The sequence below is a fragment of the Pseudomonas sp. SJZ078 genome (genome assembly GCF_007828255.1).
In the GTDB taxonomy this organism is placed as follows: Bacteria; Pseudomonadota; Gammaproteobacteria; order Pseudomonadales; family Pseudomonadaceae; genus Aquipseudomonas.
The window spans coordinates 1-24,591 of record NZ_VIUG01000053.1 but is presented as its reverse complement, the minus strand read 5'-3'; the positions used below and the strand labels follow the sequence as shown (position 1 = coordinate 24,591).

General features: G+C 61.7%; 18 protein-coding genes. 4 read left to right on the top strand and 14 right to left on the bottom strand.

Translation table 11 applies throughout. The annotated features are described in order from the left end of the window. Nucleotides 1-729: 729 nt before the first annotated feature. The 3 genes from FBY02_RS27065 (at nucleotide 730) to FBY02_RS27055 (ending at nucleotide 3,743) form a co-directional block, all read left to right on the top strand. Nucleotides 730-2,058: an epoxide hydrolase family protein gene (locus tag FBY02_RS27065; RefSeq protein WP_144931474.1), complete on the top strand. Its 1,329-nt coding sequence runs from the start codon at nucleotides 730-732 to the stop codon at nucleotides 2,056-2,058. 83 nt (nucleotides 2,059-2,141) lie between these two features. Next, nucleotides 2,142-3,215, top strand: coding sequence for an alpha/beta fold hydrolase (locus FBY02_RS27060; RefSeq protein ID WP_144931472.1), 1,074 nt, complete (start codon nucleotides 2,142-2,144; stop codon nucleotides 3,213-3,215). A gap of 21 nt (nucleotides 3,216-3,236) precedes the next feature. Then, a complete protein-coding gene (locus FBY02_RS27055; RefSeq protein WP_144931470.1) occupies nucleotides 3,237-3,743 on the top strand; it encodes a cytochrome P460 family protein in 507 nt (168 codons plus the stop codon). Between the two features lie 119 nt (nucleotides 3,744-3,862). Here the strand turns inward: FBY02_RS27055 and FBY02_RS27050 are convergent, their stop codons facing one another. From FBY02_RS27050 to FBY02_RS26990, 13 genes are all read right to left on the bottom strand, one after another. Beyond that, the gene (locus tag FBY02_RS27050; protein WP_144931469.1) at nucleotides 3,863-4,912 is read right to left on the bottom strand and encodes a hypothetical protein; all 1,050 of its coding nucleotides are present in this window, start codon (nucleotides 4,910-4,912) and stop codon (nucleotides 3,863-3,865) included. Nucleotides 4,913-4,946: 34 nt separating this feature from the next. Next, a complete protein-coding gene (locus FBY02_RS27045) occupies nucleotides 4,947-6,758 on the bottom strand; it encodes a hypothetical protein (protein ID WP_144931467.1) in 1,812 nt (603 codons plus the stop codon). A 3-nt stretch (nucleotides 6,759-6,761) separates the two neighbouring features. Then, complete coding sequence (locus FBY02_RS27040) at nucleotides 6,762-8,054, bottom strand: hypothetical protein (RefSeq protein WP_144931465.1); 1,293 nt, start codon at nucleotides 8,052-8,054, stop codon at nucleotides 6,762-6,764. A 155-nt stretch (nucleotides 8,055-8,209) separates the two neighbouring features. Continuing rightward, nucleotides 8,210-9,133, bottom strand: coding sequence for a hypothetical protein (locus FBY02_RS27035; RefSeq protein ID WP_144931463.1), 924 nt, complete (start codon nucleotides 9,131-9,133; stop codon nucleotides 8,210-8,212). A 60-nt stretch (nucleotides 9,134-9,193) separates the two neighbouring features. Further along, the gene (locus FBY02_RS27030) at nucleotides 9,194-11,611 is read right to left on the bottom strand and encodes a hypothetical protein (RefSeq protein ID WP_144931461.1); all 2,418 of its coding nucleotides are present in this window, start codon (nucleotides 11,609-11,611) and stop codon (nucleotides 9,194-9,196) included. Between the two features lie 12 nt (nucleotides 11,612-11,623). Then, nucleotides 11,624-12,766: a hypothetical protein gene (locus FBY02_RS27025; RefSeq protein ID WP_144931459.1), complete on the bottom strand. Its 1,143-nt coding sequence runs from the start codon at nucleotides 12,764-12,766 to the stop codon at nucleotides 11,624-11,626. Then, complete coding sequence (locus tag FBY02_RS27020) at nucleotides 12,736-14,190, bottom strand: alkaline phosphatase family protein (RefSeq protein WP_144931477.1); 1,455 nt, start codon at nucleotides 14,188-14,190, stop codon at nucleotides 12,736-12,738. Before FBY02_RS27020 ends, FBY02_RS27025 begins: the two co-directional genes overlap by 31 nt. After that, entirely contained in the window at nucleotides 14,180-15,409 is a 1,230-nt protein-coding gene (gene eboE, locus FBY02_RS27015; RefSeq protein WP_144931457.1) for a metabolite traffic protein EboE, read from the bottom strand. The genes FBY02_RS27020 and eboE overlap by 11 nt, the downstream gene beginning before the upstream one ends. Continuing rightward, nucleotides 15,406-16,290, bottom strand: a complete 885-nt coding sequence (locus tag FBY02_RS27010; RefSeq protein WP_144931455.1) for a TatD family hydrolase — start codon at nucleotides 16,288-16,290, stop codon at nucleotides 15,406-15,408. The genes eboE and FBY02_RS27010 overlap by 4 nt, the downstream gene beginning before the upstream one ends. 38 nt (nucleotides 16,291-16,328) lie before the next feature. Continuing rightward, nucleotides 16,329-17,102 carry an EboA domain-containing protein gene (locus tag FBY02_RS27005; protein WP_144931454.1) on the bottom strand — a complete coding sequence of 258 codons (774 nt, stop codon included), beginning with the start codon at nucleotides 17,100-17,102 and terminating at the stop codon, nucleotides 16,329-16,331. Continuing rightward, a complete protein-coding gene (locus tag FBY02_RS27000; RefSeq protein ID WP_144931452.1) occupies nucleotides 17,099-17,989 on the bottom strand; it encodes a UbiA family prenyltransferase in 891 nt (296 codons plus the stop codon). The genes FBY02_RS27005 and FBY02_RS27000 overlap by 4 nt, the downstream gene beginning before the upstream one ends. Next, nucleotides 17,986-19,860, bottom strand: a complete 1,875-nt coding sequence (locus FBY02_RS26995; RefSeq protein ID WP_144931450.1) for a 3-dehydroquinate synthase — start codon at nucleotides 19,858-19,860, stop codon at nucleotides 17,986-17,988. Before FBY02_RS26995 ends, FBY02_RS27000 begins: the two co-directional genes overlap by 4 nt. Before the next feature lie 341 nt (nucleotides 19,861-20,201). After that, nucleotides 20,202-21,197: an aldo/keto reductase gene (locus tag FBY02_RS26990; RefSeq protein WP_144931447.1), complete on the bottom strand. Its 996-nt coding sequence runs from the start codon at nucleotides 21,195-21,197 to the stop codon at nucleotides 20,202-20,204. A gap of 112 nt (nucleotides 21,198-21,309) precedes the next feature. Here FBY02_RS26990 and FBY02_RS26985 point away from each other — a divergent pair, with 112 nt between their 5' ends. Further along, nucleotides 21,310-22,233 (top strand): LysR family transcriptional regulator, encoded by a 924-nt coding sequence (locus FBY02_RS26985; protein ID WP_144931445.1) that lies wholly within the window; start codon nucleotides 21,310-21,312, stop codon nucleotides 22,231-22,233. Nucleotides 22,234-22,353: 120 nt separating this feature from the next. Here the strand turns inward: FBY02_RS26985 and FBY02_RS26980 are convergent, their stop codons facing one another. Continuing rightward, nucleotides 22,354-23,964 carry an inorganic phosphate transporter gene (locus FBY02_RS26980; protein WP_144931443.1) on the bottom strand — a complete coding sequence of 537 codons (1,611 nt, stop codon included), beginning with the start codon at nucleotides 23,962-23,964 and terminating at the stop codon, nucleotides 22,354-22,356. Nucleotides 23,965-24,591 lie beyond the last annotated feature (627 nt).

Sequence of the window (24,591 nt, the reverse complement as noted above, 5' to 3'; positions counted from 1 at the left end):
TCCGTACTGGCTAGAGTCGGAATCGAGCTTTTAGTCCCGCCCACCCCTTCAAGTCTAAACATACAAGCGAGCCTGCTCGCGATAGCGGTGTGTCAGTTTGCATGGATGTTGACTGTGCCGCCGTCATCGCGAGCAAGCCCGCTCCCACATGGGTTGTCCGAATCGCCCACAGACCCCATGCCCACCCCAGATCCCCTGTGGGAGCGGGCTTGCTCGCGAAAGCGGTGGGTCAGCTTGCAGTGATGTTGAATGTGCCGCCGTCATCGCGAGCAAGCCCGCTCCCACATGGGTTGTCCGAATCGCCCACAGACCCCTTGCCCACCCCAGATCCCCTGTGGGAGCGGGCTTGCTCGCGAAAGCGGTGGGTCAGCTTGCAGTGATGTTGAATGTGCTGCCGTCATCGCGAGCAGGCTCGCTCCCACATGGTTGTCCGAATCGCCCACAGACCCCATGCCCACCCCAAATCCCCTGTGGGAGCGGGCTTGCTCGCGAAAGCGGTAGGTCAGCTTGCCTCTATGTTGAATGTGCCACCGCCTTCGCGAGCAAGCCCGCTCCCACAGTTCCGTGGTTGAGTTCCAATGTATCCCTGTGTATCCAACCCCCATGCCGATACGGACTGTTTCTTTACGGGCCGTTGCTGACATATCCGCGATACCTGCCCGGCCTTAAATGAGCTGCGTCGAGAGAGCCAATGCTTTCTCACCACGGACTTTCAAATGGAGATCCATCATGCATGCAGCTTCTTCCGTTTTTACCTGGCAGCGTTGCCTGGCGTCGTCCGCTGTTGTCGGTCTTGCCCTGCTTGCCGGTAGCGGTGTCACCCTGGCTGCGGACGGTCTATCCGTCAGCGCCGCACCGGCCGGGTCGGAGGCGATTCGCCCGTACCATATTCACGTCGATGAAGCGCAGTTGAGCGAACTGCGCAAACGTATTGCGGCCACCCGTTGGCCCGACAAGGAAACCGTCAACGACGTCTCCCAAGGCGTACAACTGGCCCAGGTCCAGGCATTGGTGAAGTACTGGGGAGACGGTTATGACTGGCGCAAGGCCGAGGCCAAGCTCAATGCCCTGCCGGAGTTCATCACCACCATCGATGGCGTCGACATCCAGTTCATCCACGTGCGTTCGCGCCACCCCAACGCCATGCCGCTGATCCTCACCCATGGTTGGCCGGGATCGCAGTTCGAGTTCCTCAAGACCATCGGCCCGCTGACCGATCCGACCGCTTACGGCGGCCGCGCGGAAGATGCCTTCGATGTGATCATCCCGTCGATTCCCGGCCATGGTTTTTCCGGCAAGCCCACCGAATTGGGCTGGGGCCCCGACCGGGTGGCGAAGGCCTGGGACGTGCTGATGAAGCGCCTGGGCTACAGCCATTACGTGTCCCAGGGCGGCGATCACGGCTCGGTGATTTCCGATGCGCTGGGCCGCCTGGCGCCGCCCGGATTGCTGGGTATCCACCTGAACATGCCGGCCACCGTGCCGCCGGAGCTGGTAAAGCCGATCAACAGCGGCGATGCGGCACCCGCCGGGCTGACCGATCCGGAACGCCGGGCCTACACCTCCCTGAGTACGTTCTTCGGTCGTAACGCGGCCTACGGCGCGATGATGGTGACCCGGCCGCAGACCATCGGCTACCTGCTGGCCGATTCGCCCACCGGTACGGCGGCGTGGATGTACGAGAAGTTTGCGGCCTGGACCGACAGTGACGGCAAGCCTGAACGCGTGCTCAGCCGCGATGAGATGCTCGACGACATCAGCCTGTATTGGCTGACCAACACCGGGGCGTCGTCTTCCCGTTTCTACTGGGAGAACAACAACAATAATTTCAGCGCAGCCGCGCAGAAGACCACCGACATCAAGGTGCCGGTGGCGATCACGGTGTTCCCGCACGAAATCTATCAGGCACCGAAGACCTGGGCACAGCGCGCCTATCCGTCGCTGTCCTACTTCAAAGAAGTCAGCAAGGGCGGTCACTTCGCCGCCTGGGAACAGCCGCAGCTGTTCAGCGAAGAATTGCGTGAAGCATTCCGGCCACTGCGTGCGGCGGCGAAATAATCCGGCACCGCAGTGCGTCCGGCAGACACCTTCGATTTCACAACCCGCGACCGCCGAACGGCGGTTCGCAAGGGAGACTCACCATGACCAAGACCCTGTTGAACCACACCTCCAAACCGCGGCACCGGCGTCTGCTCGCGCCGGCTGTCCTGGCGATCGCCATGATGCAGTTGGGCGCCCTGGCCGTGACCTCGTCACAGGCCAGCGCTGCCGAGGTGCCGGCCGGTACCATCGGCGCCATCACGCCCGGAACCAACACTTCGTTCGGCCCGTTGAAGCACGTCAAGGCGGGGCTGCTGGACGTTTCCTATGCCGAGGTCGGTCCCGCCGATGGGCCGGTGGTCATCCTGCTGCACGGCTGGCCGTACGACATCCACAGCTACACCGATGTGGCGCCGGCACTGGCCCAGAAGGGCTATCGCGTATTGATTCCCTATGCCCGGGGGTATGGCGATACACGTTTCCTGTCGGCCAAGACCGTGCGTAACGGTCAGCCTGCCGCGCTTGCCAGCGACCTGATCGACTTCATGGACGCCTTGCACATCAAGCAGGCCGTGCTCGGTGGCTATGACTGGGGCGCGCGCACCGCCGACATCGTCACGGCGCTGTGGCCGGAGCGGGTGAAGGCATTGGTGGCGGTAAGTGGCTATCTGATCGGCAGTCAGGACGCCGGCAAGGCGCCGTTGCCACCGGCCGCCGAGTTGCAGTGGTGGTACCAGTTCTACTTTGCCACCGAGCGTGGTCGCCTGGGGTATGAAAAAAATACCCACGACTTCGCCAAGCTGATCTGGAAACTGGCCTCGCCGAAGTGGGACTTCGACGACGCGACCTATGACCGCAGCGCCGCCGCGTTGCAGAACCCTGACCACGTCCCGGTATCGATCTTCAACTACCGCTGGCGCCTGGGTCTGATCAAGGGCGAGGCCAAGTACGACGCGCTGGAGAAGAAACTCGCGACGTTCCCGTCCATCGGGGTGCCGACGATCACCCTTGAAGGCGATGCCAACGGCGCGCCGCACCCACCGGCCGAGGCCTATGCCAAGCGCTTTACCGGCAAGTACGAGTACCGGTTGATCAGCGGCGGTGTCGGTCACAACTTGCCTCAGGAGGCCCCGCAAGCCTTCGCCCAGGCCGTGATCGATGCTGATCATCTCTGACTCGGTACGAGGAGCTCGACGATGAAATTCAAGCATCTGGCCGCGTCCGCCGCGGTTGCATCGGTGGCGTTGATCACCGCCGGCGTCGCCTTGGGCGATACCGGCAGCGGCGAGGCTTCACCGATCTATGGGGTGACGCTTCCCGAGGGGTACCGCACATGGCAACTGATCGCGCCGGCGCAGGAAGCCGAGCCGCTGAACGAGCTTCGAGCGGTGCTGGGCAATGACCGGGCCATAAAGGCTTACCAGGACTCGACGCTGCCGTTCCCCGACGGCACGGTCCTGGTGAAGCTGGCCTGGAAGCACGTGCAGTCACCTGAGTTCGAGCCGGCGTCGATTTCTGGAGCGGCCACCACCGTCCAGGTGATGGTCAAGGACTCGAAGAAGTATGCGTCAACCGGCGGTTGGGGCTTCGGTCGCTTTATCAACGGTAAGCCCGCCGACGAGGCCCAGCACCAGACCTGTTTCGCCTGCCACCAGGCGCGGGTGCAGAACCACGATTTTGTCTTTACGCGTCTCGCTCCATAAACCAGGTGTCCAAGGAGTTTCCATGAAAAAGTCATAATCGCATTGGCCTGCACGGCCGGCCCGGCTTGCTCGCGAAGGCGGCGGGACAGCTTGCGGCGATGTTGGCTTATCCCGCGTCGTCAAAGCTGTACCCGCCGAAGTCTGCCGCTCAGCGGGACGACATGGCCGTCGGGCGCGGGCAGTGGCCTTCCGGTCAGGCCCATGCCTTCGCTCACCAGCACGGCATCCTCCACCACGCACAGGTTGGATGGGGTATCCAGGCCTTGGGCGAGCACGGTGACCTGGGTGGTCTGCAGGTTGCAGCTCAGCAATCGACCGCTGAACCGGGTGAAGCCGCCGTGTAGGGGTTCGCCGTTCCAGTCCGGCAGCAGGGGTTGTTGCAGGCGGTCGCAGAGTTCCAGTACCAGCACGTTTCCGGCCGGGCACAGCGCCAGGCCGGTGGGCAGTTGCAGGCCATCGATCAGCCGTTCGATCTGCCCGCTGCCGGGATGGACCCGGATCACCTGGCCCGCCTTGTCGACGAAGTCGATGCCCTTGCGCGCAGAGTCGTCTTGTCGTTCGCCGGAGAACAGGCTGATCAGCACAGCGTCCGTCGCCGGTTCGTACACCAACGTCACGGGCACGGCTTCCTGGCCCTGGTCCAGCGCGGGCAGTTGGACCAGTACCCGCTCGTCCTGGCCGTCGACGAACTCCACCAACTGATTGGTATCAGGCTTGACCGCCAGCCAACTGCGGCGAGAGGGGTGATAACACAGGGCATTGAGATTGCCACGGCTGCGAAACACCGGTTCGGGCGGTGTGAATTGCATGTCCAATAGTTTGGAACCCTCGATGTAATCGGTCTGGCTGACCAGGTAGCGCCCCTCTCCGCAGGCCACGTCCGACAGCCCCATTATTTCGTCACGCAGCATGCGTAGCTGCATGTTCATGGCACGAAACCCGTCCGCCAGCGTTTCACGGGGCAGGTAGACGCCGGGCCGCTGGGGATCGGGTCGCAGGCGACTGATGCGACCGCTGAAGGTCTGTTCCGGCAGGCCGGAGCCGGCTTCGACCAGTAACAGGCTGCCGTCGGGTCGCACGCAGACGCCGCGAGGGTTCAGCAGGCCTTCGGCAATGATCATACTCGGGCGCAGGCTTTGGCTGGGTTGCGCAGGTATATGAATAGACATGAAGCGGCTCTCCGTCATGAAGGGTGGGATGCGATCACTGCGGCGGTTGCCACGGCTCACCGGTGAGGTAGGCCCGTAGCAGCGCCCGCTGGCAGGGCGACATCGAGCGCACCACGGGCATGAACAAGGTGGTGCCTTTGTAGGCATCCGACGTTCGCGCCAGGATGGCATTCTTGGCGCCCATGATCGCGTCGGGCTGGTTCAGCGGGATGTAGCGCGACATGGCGGGGAAGGCCAGGTAATGGAAGCGCAGGACGTTGGGGTACATCAGCGGCCAGGTGATGGGGGTGCCCTTGGGGATACCGAAATCGGTCTGGGCGTATTTGCGGAAGTTGGTAAACCAGGCGCTGCTGTCCAGACCGTTGGCGGTGCAGGTCAGGGCCACGAAACCCGCCTGGGCGGCACTGTTCGATTTGACGGTGACGGGGAAACTGACGGAAAGCTGCCCGGGGTTTACGGTCAGCGAGTCGGGGAAGTCGAGGAAATCCCAATACTGCGGTTCCGTATACGCGGCAGGCGGAGCCGCTTTCAGGTCAATTTCGGTGGTGCTGGTTACCGGGCCGCCCAGGTATCGGACCTGCAGGGTGATCGACAGGCCTTTTGGGTAATCCTCGAGATAGACATTGCGTTGGTCGGCATAGAGCCGATAGGTCGATTCAGTCGCTTGCAGCGTGGTGCCGGCGACCTTGCCGGGGGCGTTGATCGCCAGGGCGCTGGTCCGCACCGCCTGCTGTTGGCTGGCGGTCATGGGCAAGTCGACGATGCCACCATACACGTAGTAGTTCAGCAGCGGGCTGCTGGTCGGGTCCAGGGTCGCCAGGGCGGTGGTACCGGCCGAGACGGTGACGGGGCCGTAGTTGGCGTTGGGGCCGATGGGGCTGGTGATGTCGTCCCTGACGGCGCGAAAGGTTTCCTTCGGAATGACATTCACCATGTCGATGCTCAGGTAACCGTTGCTGGCGCCCAGGTCGGCATAGCCGGCATTCCCCGTGGCCTGGTTGACCAGTTGTCGGCCCGGCTGGCAACTCAGCGGCTCGTCGGCAAAAGCCGGGGCCAATGTGCCGATGACCCGGCCGATGCTCGGGTTGGGTGTGTACTTGCCGGCCGCGTAGTCGGCGTCCAGTTGCTCGGTGGTCATCGTCGGGCACATCTCGAACATGACGAAACGCAGGACGATCCCCGTCGCCCCCGGCGCCTGGATGATCGCGCGCAGACCGGCGCTGTTCTGGTTCCAACTGACGATGCTGCTCAGGGGAAAGGTCAACTGGAACGTGCCGCTGGCATGGAAGGAGCCCGGCGCGTCCATCTTCGCCGGCAACAAAACTCGCCCGGCCACGTCGAAGCTGCTGCACACGGTGTTGCTGTGAATCAACAACTGGATGTCACTGGTGCCGCCGATCTGCAGGCCACCGACGAAGATCTGGGTAGTGGTCGAGGAGGTGGGGTCCAGGTCCACCATCATCGGACCGGAAACCGGGCCCTGTTGGGTCACCGGATCCACCGAGCCGAGCAGGTAGACCGGCTGGCCCACCAGGTCACCGGTAGTGCTGATGCTGCCCGGTATCCCCTGGGAACTGATCAAGGCGTTCTGCATGTCGACGACGTGTTGCCCGTAGTGATTCCAGCCGCCGGCGGTGTAGTAGTTGCCAGTGGGCGCATTGATCATGTTGTTCAACTGATCGTCGGTGTACGACTGCGCACCCGGTGCCAGGGTCGAGGTGGTCAGGTCGAAGAGCGGCCAGTCGTCGTTGCCGTTGTAAGGAATGGTAGGGGAGTTGTTCGGCAGGCTGACGTCAGTGCGGATGCCACCCCAGAAATTCAGTCGGGGCCCGTTCAGGATGCTCATGATTTATTCCTCGTCCTTGATGGATTTGATGACCGGCGAATTGGCGAATTTGAACAGGTAGGAGAAATCGGCCTTGTAGGGGCTCTTGACCGGCGTCGCCATGGAGTGGCAGTTCATGCAACTGCTGTTGGGCTGGATGTAGCTCTCCATGGTCACGTTGGCCGAGAGCGATGGGGTCGGCTGGCCCAGGGGATTGCTGGGGTTGTCCGGCATCAGCGGGCGCTGGGTGGTGATGAGCTGGTAGTACTTCAACACGCTTTTCTGCAGGTCGGGGTTGCTGCGGTAGTCAGCGTTCACCTGGTCGGTGACTTCGGCAATCGGCGTGACCCGGTTCAATGGGTTGGGGGTCTGGAACGTAGTCCCAGGCTTGGGCACGCAGACCAGGTGTGCGCCTTGGGGCTGCCAGTCACAGGGCGACTGGTTGAGGCTGGCGGCGGGTGCGTTGGCGTTGAAGTAGGAATAGGCCATGCCCGATGCCGGCTGGTCGACCCACTGACCATGCACCAGCGTCTTGGGCGGCACATTGTCGATCTGCTCGAAAGTCGACCAGATCCACTGCGGATAGCCGTTCACCTTGGTGATGATGTGCAGGCCTACCAGGCCCAGGTAGGCCTCGGTCACGCCGGTGCGCTGGCCCTGGTCATCGAAGGTGGCGACGCGGGCGAGTTGGGTCAGGTAGCGGCTGGCATTGTCGCTGGTGGTCAGGATGCGCCAGCTCGACTTGATCTCGATGACGCCGTTGGGAAAGTTGATGTTGTTGGCCTTGGAGACGACATCGGCGTTGTAGTACTGATTATTGACGATGTAGTCATAGGAGGTCTCGTTGGCCGAGATATCGTAGTAGGTCGGGTTGCCGGCCTGGTCGATCAGCCAGCCACCGACGGCCTGGTCGACGGCGTTCACCTGGGTGCTGTTTTTCAGCGCCGCGATGTTGATGATGCCCAGGCTCTTGGCTTTCTGCGGGGTATTCCAGGGACCCGGATCCGCCCCCTGCGGCAGGAAGATTTCCTCCACGGTCTTGTAGGTTTGCCAGACGGTGTAGCCGGCGTCCCCAGGTTGTTTGCTGCAGTCGGGATCACCGCGTTGCCCATTCTGGGCGGGCCAGTTCATGGCGATGAACATCTGCCAGCTGTACTGATCGAACAGATCCTGGCTGGCATTGGCGGCGGGCGCGGAAGAGGGGGGCTGGCAATTGAGGGTGCTGGCCTGTGTCGGTTTGCTCTGGTTCTGGGTTTGATCCAGGGCCAGGGCAGGCAGGCTGGCAAGCCCCAGTATCATCATGGTGAACGTTTTCATGGCAATCCTTCGTCTTGAGTCGATTCACGTGTGGCGAGGGAGCTTGCTCCCGCTGGAGTGCGCAGCGCTCCCGGTATTTCTGGGGCTACTTCGTAGCCTCGCGGGAGCAAGCTCCCTCGCCACAATCTCCTTGTCACATAAATCCTTGTGAGTTTTCAGGGCTTGCGCTGCATCAGCTTGTTCCACTGAGCCTTCTGGCCGTTGCTCTGCGAAGCCGGCGGCTCGAACAACTTGCAGGGCGGCGGATTCGACGGACACATGGCGGCCACCTGTGCCCAGGTCTGGGCCGGGTCGGGCTTGGCGATGCGGAAGTTGGTGTAGTTCTGGCTGACGATGGGGGCGTTGGCGACGCTGGCGTCGCCGGAAAAGTAGAACGACTGCGGATGCCGGTAGGGCGGTTGCCCTGACATCTCTTTGTAGAAGGCGTAGCCGAACAGGATCGGCCCCTGCGGTGAGTCGAGGTCCAGGGCATAGGCCTGCACGCTGCCATTGAGATTCTGGCTGCGCGCGGCACTGTAGGGCAGGTGCTGGATGAAATCCTGTCGTGGCGGATGGTTCATCGGCGAGAACATGCAGCACGCCGGCATGTCCTTGGGGCGATCCTGCGGGTAGGTCAGGAAGTACGCCTTGTTGCCCAGGGACACGAAGGAGCAGGTGTAGTTGTTGTTCTTGATCGGGAAGATCGGCAGGCAGTATTTTTCGTAGTGCTCCATCATCGCGCCGAAGCCGTCGCCATCCGGCGGGATGTAGGTGGTGTCGTAGTAGCTGGTGCCACGCGAGACGGTGTAGTCCGCCGGGGTGAGGGTGGTGGGCGGGTTGCTGTAGGGCGGCGGGTTCTTCTGGTAGTTGTGCATCACCCGGTACATGGTCCAGTCGCTGATCCAGAACGCCGGGAAGAACGGGTCGGAAGGGTCACCCGGTGCGCGGTTGGCGATGCAGTTGCCGTTCTGTTCGTTGCAGCCTTCGGTGTTGTGCACCCCCATGGTGAAATACACCGCGCCGCTGTCCTGTTGGGCAAAAACCCAAGGACTGAACAGCAGGGTCAGCAGCAACAGCCGTTTCAAGATGCTGGCTTTCATAGGACACTCCTGTGAAGTGCCGGGTAGCGGATCCGCCACCCGGTGGTGCTGGGCAAACCGTCAAAGGTCGTCGTAGTCGCTCATATGAAGTTGCTGTGGCGGATAGTTGTGCTTGACCAGGCGCTTGGCCCATAGCTCCAGTACCGAGCGACGGCTTTGAGACATGTCGCGGGTGATGGGCATCGCCAGCGTGCTTTCATCCTGGTACTCCTTTTTGATCAGTACGATGAACTGGTCGATGGCGCCTTCGACCCGTGCCTGGGAGTCGAGCGGCATGTATTTATTCATGATCGGGTACAGGTAGTAGAACGATTGCAGGATGCGTGGATAGATGAAGCCGTCCCACAGCTCCTTGGCCGCGGTCGGCTTCAGGTAGATGTCGTTCCAGGTGTTGACGAAGTCCTGCTGCAGCTTGAAGTCCAGTGGCAGGACCCGCAGCGGAGCGAGAAAGTCGATGTGGGCCTGGATGATCGGGAAGCTGAAGGGAATGGTCGGGTCTTTATCGCTGTCCTTCACGATAAACCGCAAGGTGGGGAAGCCTGGGGCCACTCCCTTGAAACTCACTTGGGCAATGCCTTTGTCGTTGGTGGTGGTCATGACATAGGAATAGTTGATCTGGGTGGACTGATCGTTGGCCAGCGTCCCGGTGACATAGATGCCTGCGTCGAAGGCCAGGCACGGGCGCAGATCGACCGCAATCGGTTTGCCCTCGCCCCGCAGGAACTGCTGATAACTGATGGCTTTTCCTATTGAGTCGTCTACCTTTTCCAGGTTGGTAAGCCGGCGTCCCGCGCCGGTGCTCCGATAGTTGGGTATCGGGGGGGCTCCGGTGAATTGCGGCAGATTGGGTGCGTTCAGTTCGCGGTGGTCCGGGTGGTCATAGAACAGCGTGAAATCGGCGTCATTGCTGAAGGCCAGGTAGTAGTCGCTGGAGGTCACCATGTAGGGATTGTCATACTCCGCCACCCACAGCGTGGTGTTGGCGGCCGGCTGGCCGTTTTGCTGCACCATGATGCTCAGCGTGGCATGGTCTCCCACATTGATGAAGCTGCCGCTCTCGATCACTTCGGCGGTCCACTCCTGCTGAAGGGCCGCGCGTACAGCGTTGGGCTGGGCCGAATCTTGCTGGTGCAGCTCCAGCGAGCCGGTCTGCAGGAGCGCTTTATCGGCATCGCTGAGGGTGAAGTCCAGCAGGCCTGAGCGTAGGTTGAAAGCGGACTGTTGGTAATGCTCGTAACCGAAGCTGACCACGGGCGTGAAAAATCCGTTCTGGTTGACGCCCAGTTGATAGTTGCCGGCCTGGAATTTTTCCGGGACCGCAATGGGAATGCTGGTATCCACTGCCGCGATGTCCAGGTTGGCGACGTTGGGGTTCACGGGATAAGACGGAAAAGTATTGGCCAGGTCCAGCGACAGAATGTTGTCGGTGATCTGCACTGAGGTTACGCCCAACTTGATGCTCTGCTTGGCCTGGCCCGGTTGGGAAACAGACACGACGTGATCGGGTATCAGGCGCAGCCCGCCTGGGGCGGTGGGGTATTCGTCGGCGAACCAGAGACCCAGGGTCGCGGCGGTACGGCTGTAGGCGGGGTTGAAGAAAATGTCCGCGACGTTGTTCAAGCCCTTGTCATACATCAGTTGCATCTGCTTCATGACATCGAGGTCATGAGAGCGGGAGTTGATGTAAGGGAAGTCGTTGAAAACGCCGTTCATGTCGTAACAGGTCAGGTAGGTGGAGAACCTGAACATCAGCCCCTGCGCCCCTTGTTGCGTCATCTGCTGCTGAAGGTTTTTCAGCAGGTTCGAGTCGCCGATGGCCCATTGCACGTTGTCCTGGGAAAAGCAGGTTTGCCAGGTGACGCTGACATATACCAGGCCATGCAAGTCGCCTGCCCATTCGAAGTTCAGGAAACGGTCCATCATCCGGTACTGGCGATTGAGCGTCAGGCCGCACGTGGCATCCCCCAGCACCAGTTTGTCGAAGTACAACGCGGTGAAGGTGTTCTGCCACGGGCTGATGTCTACGAAACGCGCGGCGGTAGGACCGGCATTGCCAAAGGGGTTGCCAAGCAATTGGTAGTTCTTGCCGATCAATGCGTCCTGGGCGATGTAGCTGTTGGCTTGTAGCTCGCCGCCGATGATCGTGGAGTGGATGGTGTTGTAGTCTACCGTGCCACAGGCGTTGTCGCCAAACAGGTCCCACTCGGCCGGCATGTATGGGTAATTTCCAGCACGGCCATTGCCTGGCACCTGAAGCACATAGTCAGGCAAGTCGTTCATCTGCAGGGGCGTGGTGGTCCAGGGCATCAGCAGGGTGGGGGCGTTCGTGGGCGTGATGTCGAAGTGGCTCATGAACGGCCAGTTAATGTCCATGTTGACCGCGTCATACAGCGGGAACACATCGTTGTTGTTGGCCGTCGGCGGGTTCCAGAACATATGGCCGTTGAGGTAGATGCGAGGAAAATTCAATACGCTCATGTGATGCTCTCCTTAGCGTTGCCACTGGGCGCGTTTCAGCGACCAGACAAAGTCCAGTTTCTTGTAACCGGCGAAGTCCGATTCCGGCAGCGGGGCTGTCGGGTAGGTAATGCCGCCTGTATGCGTCAGGGCAAAATTGAAGTAGCCATCATCGCGTGAGTAGGCGGCCGTACTGTGGCAGGCCAGGCAGGACGAGGTGCTCTGGAACGCCGATTCCAGCTGGGAGTTCGCCAGCACCTGGTTGATGGGCTGGTACTCCACCCCGATCAGTTCGTACTTCGACAGCGCCGGGTAAGTGGTCTGGAATTGCGTATTGACCGGTTGAGCCGCCGGGGTCGGCCCCGTGGTGTTGGTCATCGGCTTGGACGATGGGGCGTTGGTGACGGTGTACTTGCGGTTGTTGATGTTTTCGAACGTAGTCCAGACCCAGCTGGGAGTCAGCTTGTTGATCACGTGCAGGCCGCTCAATGCCGCGTAGCCGACCTCGTAGCTGCCGTCGTCATTCTTGTAATAGGCCTGGGCAATGTAGTAGCCATCGTTCGTCAGCGTCTGTTTGTAAGCTGTGTCCGTGCCAATCCACAACCAGGCGGACTTCAACTCCCAGGCGGTGGAGGGGAATACCAGATTGTCTGGCAGGACACTCTGGCCATTCATGTTGTAGACCTTGCGTTGCAGGATGTAATCGTAGGTGTCCTTGCCCATCAGCAATTGAAAGCGTACGGCTTGTCCTTTCTGGTCCGCGGGCACGGCACCGCCCATTTGCAGGATCAGGCCATCGACCTGCTGGGTGGCATTGAGGTTGTGGATCGTGCGGGTCAGGTTCATCCCTTGCGCCTTGGCTTGCGCAATGACCTGATCCGGCGGCGGCACACGATGGTCATAGGTGCCCGGCGCGGCGCCATTGGGCAGGTAGACCTGGTCGGAGGGCTTCATGGTTTCCCACTCGAGGTCGGGGCTGCCCTGGACGACGGGCTGATTCAGGCAGACGAACCAGTTCCAGGCCATGGTCTCGGGGCTCTTGTTGAACGCGGCCCGGGTCTGGTCGATGTTCGTTCCGAACTGCAGGAAGTTGGTGCAATCGAAGGTGTTGGTGTTCTCGGCCTGGGCCAAACCGGCCAGGGCACTCAGAACTGTGATGGAAATGGCTCGCCGCATGGAAGCTCCTTGGCATTGGCCTTGTCGGTGTGAGGGCGCCCCAGGAAGTGTTCCAGGAGCAGTTGTTTCACCGCCGTAGCCGCAAGCCGCTGGGGCAATGGCAGATCACAATTGGTGATGAGCAGCGGGCCGGTCAGCTCGCTGTCGGGCAGGCGTCCATGGCTGCCGCGAACCAGTCCGGTGTCCAGTGGAATCAGGTCCATGTAGTAGCGAAAGCCAAGCTTCTTCTGCAGCAGGCGGCGCGCCACTTTCAAGCTTGGGAAACGAATGGCCGGGTCGATGAACAGCTCAAGGGGGTCGTAGCCCGGCTTGCGGTGAATGTCCACGGTGCGGGCAAAGTCGGGGGCCTTGCGGTCGTCGAGCCAGTAGTAATAATCGAACCAATGACCCGGCTCGGCCACGGCCACCAGCTCACCGCTACGCGGATGATCCAGTTGCCAGGCCTGCTGTTCGGCCTTATCCAACACCTGCTCGATGCCGGGCTGGCGCAGCAACAGCGCCTTGACCCGAGGAATGTCCTGCGCCTGTTTCACATAGACATGGGCGATTTGATGATCGGCGACAGCGAACGCGGCACTGGCGCCGGGGTCGAGCAATTCCCAGCTCAGGGACTGACGCACTTGCAACAAACCTTCCGAGCGCAATAACCGGTTGATGGACACCGATTGGCGGACGGCCTCGATGCCGTATTCGGACAGCAACATCACCGCCGCGCCTTGCGCCTGGGCAAAGTCCAGCAGACGACCCACCTCAGTGTCGATGGCGCGTACTTCACCGGCGATCGATGGATGATCAGGCCCCAGGCGTTGCAGGCTGTAGTCCAGGTGAGGCAAGTAGGTCAACTGCAGATCGGGGCGGTTGATCTCGAACTCGGCGATGGCGCAGTCGACGATCCAGCGGCTCGACGCAATGCCCGCCGCCGGTCCCCAGAAGGCCGGGAACGGAAACTCACCGATCTGCTGTTCGATACGTTCGTGCAACGTCGGCGGTGCCGAATACAGGCCGAACAGCTTACGACCATCGGCGGGATAGTGCGGGCGCGGGGTGATGGCGGCGTCCACGTCCGCGTACATGTTGTACCACCAGAACAACTGGCTGCAGCGAAAGTCGGGAAGCCGGCGCTTGAGTGTGTGCCAGACCTTCTCGCCCTGGATCAGGGCATTGGGCTGCAACCAGAAACGTACTTCGGCCTGGTCGCGAAAATACCAGCCGTTGCCGACGATGCCGTGTTCCGAGGGGGGGCGCCCGGTGAGGATCGAGGCTTGTACCGACGAGGTGACGGCCGGGAACACCGGTTGCAGGGTGGCCATCCTGGCCGTCTTCAGCAGCGCATTGATGTGCGGCGTCGACGCGCCCAGCAGCGCCGGGGTCAGCCCCACGACGTTGATCAGCAGCAGCGGTTGGCGCGGGCGCTCAGAGGGCATTGGCATAGGCCTCCCGCGCTTGGGGTTGCAGCAGGTGCCGTTGGCGCAGTTGCTCTTCGACCCAGCGCAGCTCTCTGGCGATGCCCTGGAGTTGGGCATGAGCGGTGGTGGGACGCAGTTGCTCGGGCAGGACACCCCAGCTGTAGGTTTCCACTTCCAGTACCGGACAGAAATCCTTGTGGTTAGCGAGGAAGTCGAAGGTCTGCGCCAGGGCGATCTGGCTGCCGCTGAGTTCGGGCAGCAGCAAGTGTTCGCTGAACAGCGGAATGTGGAAATGAATCCGCAACTCGGGATGTTGCTCAGGGTTTTTTGCGTATTCGTCGAGGGCGGCGGGGAGGTCCGCCCACGCCGCCAGGCGATCCTGCCCGTCGCGGGCTTTCACCTGATGTAGATAGGTGGCTTCGGCAAAATCCCCCAGGGTCTTGAGGACCTGTTCGCGGCGCTCGAACTCCTGGGGCAGTTGGCAGATCAGGGCGTTGGACAACTGGATTTTGCCCACGGGCACCCGAGCCTGGCGCAGCTTGTCCAGCGACCGATAGCAATCCTCGAAGACCACCGCCTGGTGACACACGTCAAAGCACAGCGCCAGATGATCATGGTGCGGATCGCTGGCTTGCAGGCGGTGGAAGAAGGCGATGGCCTGGTCGGTGTGTTCCAGCACACAGTCCGGTTCCATCTCCAGGCAGAACACGATCTTCTTGCCGGTCTCCTGATGCAGCCTATGCAGCGAGGCGGTGAGTTGGCGTAACTGATGCTCGGCGCACCGGTGCAAAATTGCATTCCAATGGGCGGCGTAACCCAGCGGCACGGTGGAAATCACCCCTTGATCGCAGTCTACCGGTAAGGCTTCGGCAAGGATCCTTGCCAGGTTCAAGCTGTACACCAGCCGCTTCGGATCGGCCCAACTGGGCAGGTAGACCTCGGCCTTGACCGTGCCCTGATGAAACTGGCCATAGGGAAAACCGTTGAGCGAGGTCAGGCGTAGCCCGCTGCTCTGCAGCAGGCTGAGGAAGTCCGTGCGCGCCGCCGTCTGTTGCAGTTCGGCGGCGGCGAGGGCGCTGATCCACAGGCCGCTGTCCTGTTCGTCGAGCCTGCGCAGCATACGCACACCTTTGAAATGCCGTTCAATGGACGAGCGCAGCCCGGCCAGATCACGGGTCGGGTGCACGTTGCTGCAATAGCCGACCTGCGCGGCTTGCCAACCCGTGCCGACGTTCATTTGATCACCGGTTCCTGGCCGCGCAGGGCGGAATTTTCCTGCCACTGCCGCCGCTGGTCGATGGGCAACGGCGTGCTGACCTGGGTCTTGTCCAATTGGCCGCTCTGGGCGAAGAAGTCCACCGGGTTGTGGAACAACACTTGCTCGACCTGCGCTTCACTGAAGCCGGCCGCCAGCATGGCCTGGCCGGTTTTCGGCACCTTGAGCGGGTCGCTGATGCCCCAGTCGGCGGCGCTGTTGACCACCATTTTCTCGGTACCGTACTGCTGCAACAGGGCGACCATGCGCTGCTCCGACATCTTGGTATTGGGGTAGATGGAATGGCCACGCCAGCAGTCGGTTTCCAGCACCAGGGGCAGGGTCAGTTCGTTGAGGTGGTCGATGATCACCAGGCGCTCGGCAATCCCGACTTCGCGAATGACCGCCAGGGTCCGCTTGGTGCCGCCGATCTTGTCGCGGTGTGGGGTGTGCACCAGTACTGGCAGATTGAACTGCCGGGCCAGTTCCAGTTGCGCGGCGAGGAAGCGATCCTCTTGCGGGGTGATGTCGTCGTAGCCGACTTCGCCGACCGCCACCACGCCGTCCTTGACCAGGTAGCGCGGCAAGATCTCCAGTACTTCGTTGGCAATCGACAGGTCGTTGGCTTCCTTGGGATTGAGGCCGATGGTGCAGAAGTGATGGATGCCGAACATGCTGGCGCGAAAGCGCTCCCAGCCCAGCAAGGTGTCGAAGTAGTCGATGAAGCTGCCGACACTGGTCCTGGCCTGGCCCTGCCAGAAGGCCGGTTCGATGACCCCGGTGATGCCGGCAGCCGCCATGTTCTGGTAGTCATCGGTGGTGCGGCTGACCATATGGATGTGCGGATCGAAGTACTTGGGCATGGTGAGTCCTCATCAAGAAAGCAGGGAGCCGTCGGGCATCAGTTCAGTGGGATGTGGGCCAGGTCGTCGTGCCATTCCGGCGGCAGGCGTTGCTGCTGGCCGAGGCCGACCAGGCGTTGGCGTTGCGCCGGGCTGAGCAGGTCGAAGTCGATGACCAGCGGCAACCCGGCGGACACCGTGCGTTCGGCGGCGAGCTGTTCGGCCAACAGGTCGAGAGCCAGTTGGTTGAGGCTGACGCTGCGCCGTTGTGTCAGGCCGAGCAGGCGCCGCACGTCGAGCCCCATGCCCAGGGCCTTCAACACCAGTTGATGGAAGGCCCGGTCGTCGTAGTGACGGGACGGATAGAGGGTGTCCAGGGCGAGTGCGGCAAACACCTGGCTGTTGCTGGTGCGCCCGGCTTGCAAGGCGAGCTCCACGCACGCCCCCTGGCTGTCGAGCCAGTCGAGGGCTTTCAAGAGCGCGATCTTCTCCTGGTCGTCGCCCCACAGGAACAACTGACGGAGCAGAGGCAACTGCTCGCCGGCGGACTGTTGCTCCAGTACCTGGACCAGCAGCAATGCCCGTGTGAGCTGCACGGTGCTCCAGTCGGCCTTGCCGGGCAGCGCATGTTCCTTGAGATGACGCTTGCACTGGCTGCTCAATAGCGCTGCAGTCGTTGCGTCCGGGCGTTGGCCCAGCTGTTCCCGGGCCTGATCCCACCATTGCCGCTCGGCATCGTCGAGCCGTTGCGTGAGCAACTGGCGAGGTTCGGCGAGGCAATCCTGCCGCATTTCAAGGGCCGTCGATGACGGCGCGGTAACGTCCGTGTTCATGTCGGTTTGACCCAGCGTTGGAAGTGTGGGAGCAGGAAAAACACCAGGACACAGGCCAGGCTGCCCAGTGGTTGGTCAGCCACCGCCAGCACCAGGGCATCGAACAGTGGCAGGGCCGCCAGCCCGGCACCGATGAACGCCCGTACCTGCCGTTGATTTGGTTGCGCCAGGTGACGCCAGTAACTGCGGCCCAGCCATCCCAGCCAGAGCAGCATGACCGGCCAGAACCAGACGCTATTGGAGTAGAACGCCAGCACCAACGGGCTCAGCATCAGCAGCAGGGGCAAGCGGCTGAGCAACTGATTGCGGTGTTCCTGGCGGGCCAGATAGGTCAGGCCGCTGATGTAGACGCCGAGCAGCATCGCGCAGAGCCAGATCGGCCCTGGCGGAATCGCCAGACTGGCCGCCGCCGTGAGGTAGAGCGCCGAGCGGCAGGCGCCCATCAGCCAGACGCTGTGGGCGTACTTCTTGTGCAACACGTTGTAGCCCAGGATGCAGGCTACCAGCAGGGTGGCGCTGCCCAGCAGCCAGTGCGGTTGATCGATCAACCGGCTCAGGCCCAGCAGTGCCGCAGCGGCGAGCATCAGCAACAATGCCGTGGCCAACCGCACCTGCTGGCGGCTGACCAGGCCCAGGGTGATGGGGCGAGGATTCTGGTGTTGTTGGTCCCAGTCGGCATCCAGCAGGTCATTCAACAACATGCCGGCCAGGTACAGCAGCGACAGGGCGGCCAGCAGCAGGAGCCACTCCAGGGACGACGGTGGCGCCAGCGCTCCGGCGCTGCTGGCGAGCAGGGCGGCGGCCAGGGTGTTGGTCCATACCGTGGGCAGGTTGGAGACCCGGCCCAGGGTCATCCAGGTCTTGAAGTTCAGTGGTGCCTGGCTCATTGCGGGCAACCTTCGCTCAAGGTGAGCGTCGGATCACCGAGGGCGCACAGGCGCTGCAGTGCCTGCTCCATTCGAGCGGCATCGATCTCATGCAGGTCCAGGGATTCGCCGATCCGATTGAGCATGGGGATGGAGAGCTCCCCGCCCAGGTGCTGGCGGAACTCTTCCAGCCCGAGCAACACCCGCGAACGACCTTGGGCATCCTTGAGATTCAGTTCCGCAGGGTTGAGACAGAAGCCGAGCTTGAGCAGCAGGCGCAGAATGCGCTCGCTGTCGGCATCGCTCAACAGTCCCAGGCTGTTGGCGTAGAGGCTGTCCAGGGCGATGCCCACCGCCACCGCTTCACCGTGGCGCAGCCGGTGATGACTGAGATTTTCCAGCTTGTGCGCTGCCCAGTGGCCGTAGTCCAGCGGACGACCGTTCCCGCGCTCGAACGGGTCGCCGGCACCGGTGATGTGCGCCAGATGCAGCTCGGCGCAGCGGCGGATGGCATAGCGGCTGGCGGCATGATCGAAGTGGGCGAGGGCGTCGGCTTGTTGCTCCATCCATTGGAAGAAAGCCTGGTCCTTGATCAGCGCGACTTTCACCGCCTCGGCCAAGCCGGCGATCTGATCGCGATGGCTGAGGCTGATCAGTAGCTGGAAATCGTTGATCACTGCCGTGGCGGGGTAGAACGCACCGAGCAGGTTCTTCTGGCCGAAGGCGTTGATGCCGTTCTTCACACCGATGCCCGCGTCGTTCTGAGCCAGCACGGTACTCGGGATACGGATCAGACGCATGCCGCGATGGAAAGTGGCGCAGGCATAACCCACCGCATCCAGCACCGCACCACCGCCCAGGGCCAGCACGTAGCAATGCCGGTCCAGGCCGTGCTGCAACATGTCGCTGTAGAGTTGCTGCAGCACTTGTGCATCCTTGCTCAGTTCGCCGGCCGGTACGGCAATCGGTGGCGCTTGCAAATGCAAGTCCGCGGAATGGGCGGTGAAGTAGGCGTCGATCTGTTCCGGCAACGATGGGATGCTGTGCAGCAGTTGTTCATCGGCGAACGCCAGGACCGTCACCGGGCCTCGTTGTCGGCTGGTGAGCTGGCGATGAAGACAGGGATTGAGCGGGTCGAACAGATGATCGGTGAATATCACCGGGTAGTCATAACTGACCTCGAAACGCCCGCGCAGGGATTGCTCGGTGTCGCGCTTGCGCAGGTTTTTGAACAGGCTGTACCCGACGATGAACAACCCGGGCAAGACCATGCTGGCGAGCAGGGTCACCAGCAACGCATTCTGCTCGACGAGGAAGGTGCCGATGGCGCTGTAGGCTAGCGCCAGGCCAGCGTTGGCCAGGACCGTCACCGGCACGAACGCTCGCAACGGGTAACGTTGCATCCCAGCCGCCACCACCGAAGTTTCCGCCAACACCGGCACGCCCCGCAGGCAGATCAACGACAGCGTGCCCAGCCGATACCCCAACTGGCCCGGCTGGCGCTGGTGCAGACCCAGTCGGCCCGATAGCAGTCGGAAATAACCGGCGCCCAAGGCATAACCCAGCCCGGCCCCCAGGCACAGCCCGAGGAAAATCACCAGGTACCCACCCACGCTGCCAAGCATCGCCACGGCCAGCAGCGCAACCATGCTCGACGGCACCGGCAATACTACGTCCAGCGTCAGCAGGGCGATCAGCAACAGCGCCAGGTTGAGTTTCTGGGACGGCGTCGTAGGCAGGTACAGGTTGAGATGGGTCAGGGAGTCCTGGATCTGTTGTTCGAACAGCACGAAGCTGGCGATCACCAAGCCAGAGAAGCAGATCAGTGACAGCCAGAAAGGCATGGCTGGCCCCTTTTGCGCGAGCGCACGAAACCACCGGCTACGCTTCATCAAAGCATCCCTCTTTTATATTTTTGACTGATTCCGTGTCAGTAATCTAAAAGCAGCGTCTGGTGATTTTCAGGTCGATAAAGGCTCTCGCTTGGGGCTGACCCAGGTGTGTTGGGTTGCGCTTGTGAAGACAGTTTTGAATCTAGACGGGCATCGTCTTTTTGCAAGGCGATTTGATGGCAAATTGATTTTTGTCGACAGGTATCACCGCCATCGCGAGCAGGCTCGCTCCCACAGGGGCTGGTGGTGTACGCAAATGCCGTGTACACCCAAGTCCAGTGTGGGAGCGAGCCTGCTCGCGATGGCGGTGGATCAGCCGACGGTGATATCAGCCGCTCCAATCAACCATCCAACAATGTCATCGTCCGGGCATCGTACCGCTCGCCCGCCACGGCCTCATTGGCGCCGAAAATCTCATCCAGTTGGGCCAATTCGTCGGCACTCAAGACCACCTCGACGGCTGCCACATTACTCTCCAGGTATTTGCGCTGTTTGGTCCCCGGAATCGGGATGATGTGGTCACCCTGGGCCAGCACCCACGCCAGGGCCAGTTGTGAAGCACTGATGTGTTTGTTCGCAGCCAGTGCCTTGACCCGGTCCACCAGCATCAGGTTGCGGTTGAAGTTGTCTGCCTGGAAGCGCGGGTTGAAGCGGCGATAGTCATCGGCGGCGAAGTCTTCCGGTGTCTTCAGCTCGCCGGTCAGAAAACCGCGGCCCAATGGGCTGTAGGCGACAAACGCGATGCCCAGGCGACTGCAGGTGTCGAGTACGTCATTGTGTTCGGGCTCGCGAGACCACAACGAATATTCGCTTTGCACCGCGGCCAGTGGATGCACCGCGTGCGCCCGTCGGATGGTGTCGGCGCTGGCTTCGGAAATGCCGATCTGGCGGACTTTGCCGGCCTTGACCAGCTCGGCCATGGTCCCGATGGTTTCTTCAATCGGCACTTGGGGATCGATGCGGTGTTGGTAGTAGAGATCGATGTAATCGGTCCCCAGACGCTTGAGGCTGCCGTCCACGGATTGCCGGACGTATTCGGGCCGGCCGTTGACGCCCCGGGCATGGGGATCGCTGCTGCGCACCAGGCCGAACTTGGTGGCCAGGTAAAGGTTGTCACGCTTGCCTTTCAAGGCTCGGCCGAGGAGTTCTTCATTGGTGTGAGGGCCGTACATGTCGGCGGTGTCGAACATCGTCACCCCCAGTTCCAGCGCGCGGTGCAGCGTGGCAATCGACTCCCTTTCATCGACGCCGGTGGTATAGAAGTCCGACATGCCCATGCAGCCCAGGCCGATGGCGGAAACGTAAGGACCTTGGTGGCCCAGTTGGCGGGTTTTCATGATGTTGCTCCTGCAGATGAATGACATGCTCAGTTTCCGCTAAACGATTACATGGATAAATCCATGAATATTGGTTTAACTATTCGTGATTCCTGAATAGTGAGGCGTACCAATGGATCGTTTACAGGCCATGCAGGTGTTCCGGCGCATTGTCGAACTGGGCGGTTTCGGCAAGGCCGCGGATGACCTCGATCTGCCCCGGGCCACCGTCAGCCTGCTGATCCAGCAGCTCGAAGCACACCTGGGCGTGCAACTGCTGCAGCGCACCACCCGGCAAGTGCGCGCCACGCTCGATGGTGAGGCCTATTACCAGCGTTGCGGGCAACTGCTCGACGATCTCGATGACCTCGAAGGTTCGCTGTCGGCCCAACGGAGCCAACCTCGCGGCACCTTACGGGTGGACATGCCCATCGCTTTCGGTTGCCACTGGATCCTGCCGCGCCTGGCGGATTTCTATCGGCGCTACCCGGCGCTGCAACTGGACATCGGCTTTCACGACCGGCAGGTGCATCTGCAACGCGAAGGCGTGGATTGCGCGATCCGCGCCGGCAATATCACCGACCAGGCCTTGGTGGCACGGCCCATCGTGCGACTGCATCAACTGACCTGCGCCAGCCCCGACTACCTGGCCCGCTCGGGCACGCCTCGGCAGCTGGAGGATCTGGCGACGCACCGCGCCATCAGCTTCGCCTCCGGCAATGGTCGATACTTCCCCTTCGAATTCGAGGTGGCGGGGCAGGTGCGCGAGATGCAAATGCCGGGCGAACTGACCGTCAACAATGCCGATGCCTATGTCAGTGCCTGCGAGGCAGGATTTGGCTTGATCCAAGTGCCGCGCTACCACGTTCAGCGGCAGTTGGCCGAAGGGCGCCTGATCCAGGTTCTGAGCGACTACGCGGTGCCGCTGTGGCCGATTTCAGCCGTGTACCCACCCCACCGACAACTGTCGCCGCGGGTGCGGGTGTTCATCGACTGGGTGATCGAGGTGTTGCACGGGGAGGCGGATAGGCGGGGAGAGTTGATGGTGAAAATCTAGTCGCCTGTGTAGGCAGGCAGTGCAAATGCCGGCGGTTCCTGGCGCCCACTACCGGAGCAGTAGCGCCAGGGCTCATGGTCATGACGACTTGTTATTACACCGTGGACAGCAAAACATCCGTCAGAACAATTGGGTCAGCAGCCAGTAGAGGCTGCCCGACAACAGAATCGCCGCCGGCAATGTCAGTACCCAAGCCATCAGCAGATTACGGATTGTGCGCATCTGCAAGCCCGAGCCATTGGCGACCATGGTCCCGGCCACCCCCGACGACAACACATGGGTAGTGGACACCGGCAAGCCGAACATGTCGGCGGCGCCGATGGTCAGCATCGCGACGGTTTCCGCCGAGGCGCCCTGGGCGTAGGTGAGGTGGCTCTTGCCGATCTTCTCACCCACTGTCACTACGATCCGCTTCCAGCCGACCATGGTGCCGAGACCAAGGGCGATGGCCACGGCGATCTTCACCCACAGCGGAATGAACCGCGTGGAGTTGTCGATCTGCTGCTTGAACAGTTGCAGCTTGCCGCTGGTGTCGGCGTCGAAATGGCCGACTTTGTTCTTGTCCATCAGGCGAATGGTTTCACTGGTCAGGTACATGTCGTTACGCACGTTTCCCACGGCTTCGGCGGGCACCCTGGCCAATGAGCCGTAACCCTTGACCTCGGCCCCGATGGCACCGGTGAGGGCGGCGAGGGCAGGCACCAGCTGCGGTGTGGCTTGCTTGCTGCGGACGAAATCGGAGAGGACCGCCCGGGGATCTGCCGGTGCCGGTTGCGGTGCGCTTTTGACCAGGGCCTGCTGGGTGACTTCGGCCACGGCGGCGAATTGCAAGGCTTGATCGGCAGGCATGGTGCGGTTCAACGCATAGGCCATCGGCAACGTCCCCACCAGGATCAACATGATCAGCCCCATGCCTTTCTGGCCATCGTTGGAGCCATGGGCAAACGACACGCCGGTGCAGGTGGCGATCAGCATGCCGCGAATCCACCACGGTGGCGGCGTATTGCCTTCCGGTGCCTTGTACAGGGCGCGATTCTTGACGAAGGCTCGCAACGCCAGCAACAGCAGCGCGGCACAGCCGAAACCCACCAGGGGTGAGAGGAGCAGGGCGTAGCCGACTTTGGCCGCTTGGGCCCAATCCACCCCGCTGGTGCCGTCACGGCCGTGCATCAGGGCGTTGGCTACGCCGACGCCGATGATCGAGCCGATCAGGGTGTGCGAGGACGAAGCCGGCAGGCCCAGCCACCAGGTGCCGAGGTTCCACAGGATCGCGGCGATCAGCAGAGCGAAGATCATCGCGAAACCGGCCGACGACCCGACTTGCAGAATCAGTTCCACCGGCAGCAAGGCGATGATGCCGAAAGCCACCGCACCGCTGGACAGCAGCACCCCGAGAAAATTGAAGAACCCCGACCAGGCCACCGCGAAATTCGGCGCCATGGAGTTCGTGTAAATCACCGTCGCCACGGCGTTGGCAGTGTCGTGAAAACCGTTGACGAACTCGAAGCCCAGGGCAATCAGCAGCGCCACACCCAGCAACAGGAACGGCGTCCAGGTGGTGACCACGGTGCCGAACTCGCCCATGTCACGGACCAGGCTATAGGCGGTGAACAGCAGCCCGGTGGCCAGCACGGCAAAAAATACGATCAGGGTCAGCATGCTCGGCTTGCGGTTGAGCTGCGGTCTTGAGATGGGGCTTATCGAATCTGAGACGAGGGTCGGGGTGGTCATGATGGCATCCGATTCATGAAGGAAGCGCAGTTCCGGTTCTCTTTGCCACTGCAACCAAGCTGCTCGTGGTGGATGTACTGCTGCCGGCATGGCGGAAGAGTTGGGTTGTGAGTACCAACGGAAATGCTATTCACAATTTGTTACGGGATGGTGACCGGCGTCAGCTATGAGTGCGGTTCGGGCGAGTGTCCCCAACACACCGCTATCCCCTGTGGGAGCGAGCCTGCTCGCGATAGCGGTGGGTCAGCTTGCATCAATGCTGAATGAGCCTCCGTCATCGCGAGCAGGCTCGCTCCCACAGGTCTCGATGCATTCGCATAAATCCCATACACCCTGAGTTCTCCTGTGGGAGCGGGCTTGCTCGCGAAGACGGACTTTCCCGCAGCCTTGATTTTCCGACGAAACCTCTTTTTCCGGTGAATCAAAAGTTGACGCCAAAATGATGGCTCTTTACCATCGCGCCACTATTTTGATGGCGCTTCTGCGCCCCTCGCAACGAGACCTGTTCATGGACGATCGCCAACGCGCCTTACTGGCCCGCCAACCTTCTGCTGCCCTGCAAAACCGCGAACGGTTCTGCGGCATGCCCAAGCGCGGCCTGGCGTTTTTGCTGGCCAACGTCATGTT

Bases quoted from the DNA above. Each gene is read 5' to 3' on its own strand.
- FBY02_RS27065 (WP_144931474.1), top strand. From the start codon at position 730: ATGCATGCAGCTTCTTCCGTTTTTACCTGGCAGCGTTGCCTGGCGTCG.
- FBY02_RS27060 (WP_144931472.1), top strand. From the start codon at position 2,142: ATGACCAAGACCCTGTTGAACCACACCTCCAAACCGCGGCACCGGCGT.
- FBY02_RS27055 (WP_144931470.1), top strand. From the start codon at position 3,237: ATGAAATTCAAGCATCTGGCCGCGTCCGCCGCGGTTGCATCGGTGGCG.
- FBY02_RS27050 (WP_144931469.1), bottom strand. From the start codon at position 4,912: ATGTCTATTCATATACCTGCGCAACCCAGCCAAAGCCTGCGCCCGAGT.
- FBY02_RS27045 (WP_144931467.1), bottom strand. From the start codon at position 6,758: ATGAGCATCCTGAACGGGCCCCGACTGAATTTCTGGGGTGGCATCCGC.
- FBY02_RS27040 (WP_144931465.1), bottom strand. From the start codon at position 8,054: ATGAAAACGTTCACCATGATGATACTGGGGCTTGCCAGCCTGCCTGCC.
- FBY02_RS27035 (WP_144931463.1), bottom strand. From the start codon at position 9,133: ATGAAAGCCAGCATCTTGAAACGGCTGTTGCTGCTGACCCTGCTGTTC.
- FBY02_RS27030 (WP_144931461.1), bottom strand. From the start codon at position 11,611: ATGAGCGTATTGAATTTTCCTCGCATCTACCTCAACGGCCATATGTTC.
- FBY02_RS27025 (WP_144931459.1), bottom strand. From the start codon at position 12,766: ATGCGGCGAGCCATTTCCATCACAGTTCTGAGTGCCCTGGCCGGTTTG.
- FBY02_RS27020 (WP_144931477.1), bottom strand. From the start codon at position 14,190: ATGCCCTCTGAGCGCCCGCGCCAACCGCTGCTGCTGATCAACGTCGTG.
- eboE (WP_144931457.1), bottom strand. From the start codon at position 15,409: ATGAACGTCGGCACGGGTTGGCAAGCCGCGCAGGTCGGCTATTGCAGC.
- FBY02_RS27010 (WP_144931455.1), bottom strand. From the start codon at position 16,290: ATGCCCAAGTACTTCGATCCGCACATCCATATGGTCAGCCGCACCACC.
- FBY02_RS27005 (WP_144931454.1), bottom strand. From the start codon at position 17,102: ATGAACACGGACGTTACCGCGCCGTCATCGACGGCCCTTGAAATGCGG.
- FBY02_RS27000 (WP_144931452.1), bottom strand. From the start codon at position 17,989: ATGAGCCAGGCACCACTGAACTTCAAGACCTGGATGACCCTGGGCCGG.
- FBY02_RS26995 (WP_144931450.1), bottom strand. From the start codon at position 19,860: ATGAAGCGTAGCCGGTGGTTTCGTGCGCTCGCGCAAAAGGGGCCAGCC.
- FBY02_RS26990 (WP_144931447.1), bottom strand. From the start codon at position 21,197: ATGAAAACCCGCCAACTGGGCCACCAAGGTCCTTACGTTTCCGCCATC.
- FBY02_RS26985 (WP_144931445.1), top strand. From the start codon at position 21,310: ATGGATCGTTTACAGGCCATGCAGGTGTTCCGGCGCATTGTCGAACTG.
- FBY02_RS26980 (WP_144931443.1), bottom strand. From the start codon at position 23,964: ATGACCACCCCGACCCTCGTCTCAGATTCGATAAGCCCCATCTCAAGA.